The organism is Streptomyces silaceus (assembly GCF_001419745.1).
Lineage (GTDB): Bacteria > Actinomycetota > Actinomycetes > Streptomycetales > Streptomycetaceae > Streptomyces > Streptomyces silaceus.
Map to the genome: position 1 here is coordinate 1 of NZ_LIRJ01000719.1, position 3,633 is coordinate 3,633.

Here is a 3,633-nt window from a genome sequence, read left to right on the forward strand (position 1 = left end):
AAGAGACAGGCTCCCCCGACCGCTCCGCCCCCGCCGGCGAGTCGGCGAGGCGGATCACCGGGTCGTCCGTGCCCTCGCGGCCCGCGACCACCGGCTTGGCGGCGCGCGCGGCCTTGGCGCGGTACTGCGCCGCGTCGGCGAGGCGGAAGAGGCGGCGGGCCGAGCGCACCGGGCCGATCGGGTCGCCGGTCGAGGCGACCCCGCACGCGACCCCGTCACCCAGCTCCAACTCGGCGGCGCGCAGGCACAGTTCATCGGCGACCCGCACCACCTCGTCGGCGCCGGGCCCCACCGAGAGCAGACAGAACTCGTCGCCGCCGAGCCGCGCCGCGAGCGTGCCCGGCAGCATCGCGCCGCACAGCGAGAGGACCGAGCCGAAGCGCTCAAGGAGGCGGTCGCCGACCGCGTGGCCGCGGGTGTCGTTGACCCGCTTGAGCCCGTTCACGTCGCAGACGACCAGGCTCACCACGGAGCCGTCGGCGCGGTGCCGCTCCACCGCCTCGTCCAGCCTGAGGTCGACCGCGCGGCGGTTGGCGAGCCCGGTCAGCGCGTCCGTGAAGGCCAGCCGGCGGGCCTCCTCCAGACGTTCGGTCTGCGCGATGCCGGCGGCGACGACCGCCGCGAGGACGGTGGCGAAGTCGGCGTCGGCCCGGTCGAAGACCGGCTCCCCGGCCGGCCGCGCCACGTACAGCTCGCCCCACGCGCGCCCGTGCAGCACGATCGGCGCGACCACGCAGCAGCCGCGCCCCCGGCGGCGCAGGGCGGCCACGCGCTGATGGCAGTAGCCGGCCGCGCGGGCGCCCTCGGGGCCCTCGGCGGTCTCCACCCAGGCGTTCGGCTCGCCGCCGCCGGCCCAGCGCTCGTGCAGGAACTCGGTGATCTCCGGGAACTGGTGGACGGGGTACGCCTCCCCGTCCGGGAACTCCTCCTCGCCCGGGACGCGTTGGCCCACGTTCACCAGGACGCGCAGCCGGCCGAGGTCCCGCTCCCACACGGACAGCGCCGAGAAGCTGCCGTTCAGCGCGCGGCAGGCACCGAGCGCGGCCGCCCGCCAGGACTCGCGCGGAGTGTGCGCGGCGGCCATTCCCTGCGCGAGCTCCACCACGGCCCGGAGCCGAACATCGTCACCCATCCCTCCAGGCTAGGAGGTTTACGGCATTTTGGAACTTCAGGACATAGTACGGACCAGACACCGCACCCGCACGAGCACGGACATCCACCGCCCGCTCACTCCCCGGGCCACTCCGGCTTGCGCTTCTCGTTGAACGCCGCGACGCCCTCCGCCCGGTCGCCCGAGAACGCCACCGTCCGCCACGCCGCGTCCTCGACCTCCAGACCCGCCTGGAGGTCGAGCCCCTGCCCGAGGCGCAGGGCGCGCTTGGCGGCACGCAGGCCGACGGGCGAGTTGGCGGCCATGCGGGCGCCGAGCGCGAGCGCCTCCGTGCGGTCCTCGCCCGCGTCGACGAGCAGGTCGACCAGGCCCAACTCCCGCGCCTCCGCGGCCTCCACGCGGCGCGCCGAGAAGATCAGCTCGGCGGCGCGGGCGGCGCCGACCCGGCGCGGGAGCAGCTGGGTGCCGCCACCGCCGGGGATGACGCCGACGGAGACCTCGGGCAGTCCGACGACCGCGGTCGCGTCGGCGACGATCACGTCGCAGGAGAGCGCGAGCTCGAATCCGCCGCCGAGCGCGAAGCCGTGCACCGCGGCGACGGTGGGCATCGGCAGGTCGAGCACACCGCCGTAGGCGCCCCGCGAGGTCGGCCGCTGGCGGCGCAACTCGGCGTCGCTGAAGGAGTTCCGCTCCTTGAGGTCGGCGCCGACGCAGAAGGCGCGCTCGTGCGTGGAGGTCAGGACGACGACGCGGGCGCCCTGGTCCTCCGACAGGGCGGCGCAGGCACCGGCGATGGAGCGGGCCATCTCCGAGGAGACCGCGTTCATCGCCTTGGGGCGGTCCAGGACGAGCTCGGCGACGTGTCCGTGCCGCCTGACCGCCACGTACTCCCCGTACCGCTGCTCGTCGCCCATGACGCCTCCTCCGGTTAACGACCGTTACCCAGGGATCATGTCAGCCGGGCCCCGCCCCGGGAAGGGGCAGCCGTCAGGTCCGGCGGGCGAGCAGCCACGGCTCGACGACGCCGAGACCGCGGACGGGCCGCTGCCACATCGGCTGCAGCGCGAAGCGGTACGTCGGGGGCTCCTCGCCCTCCTTCTCCGCCACGGCGGCCGCCTCCGCGGCCTCCGTCTCGGAGGCGGGCGCCTCGCCCGTGCGCGTCAGCTCCTCCGCGAAGGCCCCGTCCACGAGCACGGCGTCCCGCGGCGCTATCGACGTGAGCCGCGAGGCGAGATTGACCGTCGTGCCGAACACGTCGCCCATCCGGGTCGTCACGGTCCCGAAGGCGATGCCGACGCGCAGCTCCGGCATCGTCTCGTCGTTGGCCATCGTCTCGATCAGCCGCAGCGCGATCTCGGCGGCGGTGCCGGCGTCGTCGGCGACGTACAGGACCTCGTCCCCGAGCGTCTTGATGAGCCGGCCGCCGTGCGCGGCGACGAGGTCGGCGGCGGTGGTCTCGAAGGCCTCGACGAGCTCGCCGAGCTCTTCCTCCTCCATGCGCCGCGTCAGCCGCGTGAACCCGACCAGGTCGGCGAAGCCCACGGCCAGGCGCCGGTCGACCATCTCCTCGTCGTCCGCGGCCTGCACGACGCGCCCGGTGGCGGCGGCGAGCTGGCGGCGCCACACGTAGACGAGGAACTCCTCCAGCTCGGGCAGGAGCAGCTCGACGAGCGGATACGTGACCTCGGTGCGGGTCATGCCCGGCTCGGGGGGCTCGGTGAGCCCCTCCAGGAAGGAGTCGATCTGCCACTCGGCGAGGCGGGCGGTGGTCTGGCCGGTCGAGCGCGCCACCTGCACGGCCATGGCCTCGCTCAGCAGGCCCGCCTCGACGAGGCCCGCGAGGCGGCGCAGGGCGAGGACGTCGGCCTCGGTCAGGGCCTTGGCCTGGCCGATGTCGGGAAAGCCCATGGCCCGCCAGAAGCGGGACGCCAGCTCCATGGAGACGCCCGCGCTGCGGGCCGCCTGGAAGGGGGTGTAGCGGCGGTCCGCGCCGAGGATGAGCTGCTCCAGACGGAGGGCGAGGGGGTTCTTCTCCTCGCCGTCCTGCTTCTCGTCCACCTCGGGTACGTCCGGTACCGCGCTCCCCGCCTCATGTGCGGCGACGGCTCCGGCTGACCCGCCGTCGGGGGCGGGATCTGCACCCGTGCCGGAGCCCGTGTCGTCGACGGTCACGCCTGCTGCCCTTCCGATCTGCCGCGGTCAGGTATCGACCGGCGTCAACTTTACGGCAGGTGTGCCGCAGCTCACTCCCGACTCCCGCCCCTTGACCACTCCCGGGGGCGGGCCCCTCCCTCATCACCCCCCCCGGCACGGTCCGGCTGCACCGGGCCTGAAGCCACCTCCATCCCCTCCCGGCACCGGTCTCAGCACCCACCTGCACCGGGCTCGACGCCACACTCATCGCTGCCCGGCACCGGGGTCTGTGCCCACCTGCGCCGGAGCTGGAGCCACACTTATCGCCGCCCGGCACCGTGGGCTGTGCCCACCCGTTCCGCCCTGCGGAACGCCTGCCCACAGCAGGA

At 74.6% G+C, this 3,633-nt stretch carries 3 protein-coding genes; all 3 read right to left on the reverse strand.

Going from position 1 to position 3,633, the window contains the following annotated elements:
- A partial coding sequence (locus tag AOK22_RS38985) for a GGDEF domain-containing protein (protein ID WP_055703344.1) occupies positions 1-1,132 on the reverse strand: 1,132 nt, incomplete at its 3' end.
- A 95-nt stretch (positions 1,133-1,227) separates the two neighbouring features.
- Positions 1,228-2,025 carry an enoyl-CoA hydratase/isomerase family protein gene (locus AOK22_RS38990; protein WP_055703342.1) on the reverse strand — a complete coding sequence of 266 codons (798 nt, stop codon included), beginning with the start codon at positions 2,023-2,025 and terminating at the stop codon, positions 1,228-1,230.
- Between the two features lie 73 nt (positions 2,026-2,098).
- Positions 2,099-3,283: an adenylate/guanylate cyclase domain-containing protein gene (locus AOK22_RS38995; RefSeq protein ID WP_055703343.1), complete on the reverse strand. Its 1,185-nt coding sequence runs from the start codon at positions 3,281-3,283 to the stop codon at positions 2,099-2,101.
- Between the last annotated feature and the right edge of the window lie 350 nt (positions 3,284-3,633).

Bases quoted from the DNA above. Each gene is read 5' to 3' on its own strand.
- AOK22_RS38990 (WP_055703342.1), bottom strand. From the start codon at position 2,025: ATGGGCGACGAGCAGCGGTACGGGGAGTACGTGGCGGTCAGGCGGCAC.